This is a genomic window from Mesorhizobium sp. M7A.F.Ca.CA.004.04.2.1 (genome assembly GCF_004022825.1).
Lineage (GTDB): Bacteria > Pseudomonadota > Alphaproteobacteria > Rhizobiales > Rhizobiaceae > Mesorhizobium.
Genome location: NZ_RZPH01001340.1, coordinates 1 through 1,281, shown reverse-complemented (window position 1 = coordinate 1,281; position 1,281 = coordinate 1). Strand labels below are relative to the sequence as shown.

At 62.8% G+C, this 1,281-nt stretch carries 2 protein-coding genes and 1 pseudogene; all 3 read right to left on the bottom strand.

All coding sequences use genetic code 11. The features are described 5' to 3' along the window. Positions 1–100 (bottom strand): annotated as a pseudogene (locus EN893_RS39665) (dehydrogenase); the annotation flags it as partial. A gap of 5 nt (positions 101–105) precedes the next feature. After that, entirely contained in the window at positions 106–822 is a 717-nt protein-coding gene (locus EN893_RS34380) for a FadR/GntR family transcriptional regulator (protein ID WP_013529506.1), read from the bottom strand. A gap of 2 nt (positions 823–824) precedes the next feature. Continuing rightward, positions 825–1,281: enolase C-terminal domain-like protein (locus EN893_RS34375; protein WP_281062528.1), on the bottom strand; the 457-nt coding region annotated here is incomplete at its 5' end.

Sequence of the window (1,281 nt, the reverse complement as noted above, 5' to 3'; positions counted from 1 at the left end):
TGGCCGGATCGATGGCGGAGGCGACGACGAGTTCTCCGGCGCCGGCCAGCATGGCCGAGGCGCGCGGGTGCAGGGCGTGGGTGGTGAGGATTCGGGTCATGTCGGTCAAGCTTTTTCGAGCGCCGGGCTTTGAGGTTCCTCGCCATGGCCCTCGATCAGGCCTTTCCAGTAGCTCTCAGCCCCTTGCAAATGGGCGCTCATCAGCGCCTGGGCGAGATTGCCATCGCGGCGCAGCAGCGCCTCATAGATCTGGATATGCTCGGCATGCGAGCGCACGTTGCGCTCGGGGTCGTTGAAATAGATCGGCAGGCGCTGCTCGCCCATCATATAGTAGACGCTGCAGACATTGTGGAAGACGCTGTTCTTGGTGGCGCGCACGATCTCGAGGTGGAATTCACGGTCTTCCCTGGCAAGCCCTTCGCCGGCGGCAATGCGCTCTTCCGAAGCTTTCAGTATCTCGCGCAGCCGCTCGAAATTCTCCTCTGTGGCGCGCGAACAGGCAAGTTCGGCCGCCTTGATCTCGTGGATCTTGCGCAGTTCGACCGTTTCGTAGATCTGGATCGGGTCGAGCGGCAGGCCCGCGCGGGCAAAGAGCGCCATGGCCTCCACGCTGGCCTGCTTGGTGTCGATGTAGATGCCGGACTTGGCCCGGCGCTCAACGATGCGCATGGCCTCAAGGATGGCCAGCGCCTCGCGGATCTGGCCGCGGCTGACAGCGAAATGCTCCGCCAGTTCGCGTTCCGAAGGCGTACGGCCGCTCTCCTTGTCCGAATGGGAGAACAGGTAGGCAGCGAGTTCCGCGAGGAGGTTCTTTTCTTTCATCGTCAACCGCGCTGCGCGTGCGCCTCCAGGAATCGCTCCGAAATGGTGAATCCCAGACCCGGTTTTTCCGGGATCGCTATCATGCCGTCCCTGGCTTCGACAGTCTCTTCGACCAGATCGTGGATCATCGGGTTGGCGCCGAGCGAATATTCGACGGTAAAACTCGACGGCGAGGCGGCGCAGACATGCAAGCCTGCGAAAAAACAGGGCGCGCCGGCCCACAGATGCGGCGCAAAGCGCAGATTGAAGGCGCTGGCGATGGTGCCGATCTTCATCGCCTCGCTGATACCGCCGCAGAAGGCGGGATCCGGCTGGAAAATATCGGCGGCTTTCAGCACCGCGAGATCGCGGAAGGCATAGCGTGTCGCCTCGCTTTCGCCGGTGGCGATCGGGACGGCACCTGACGCCCGCACTTCAGCCATGCCGGGCTTGTCGTCGGCGATGATAGGTTCCTCGAAC

Coding starts and splice junctions, on each gene's coding strand:
- EN893_RS34380 (WP_013529506.1), bottom strand. CDS start 822: ATGAAAGAAAAGAACCTCCTCGCGGAACTCGCTGCCTACCTGTTCTCC.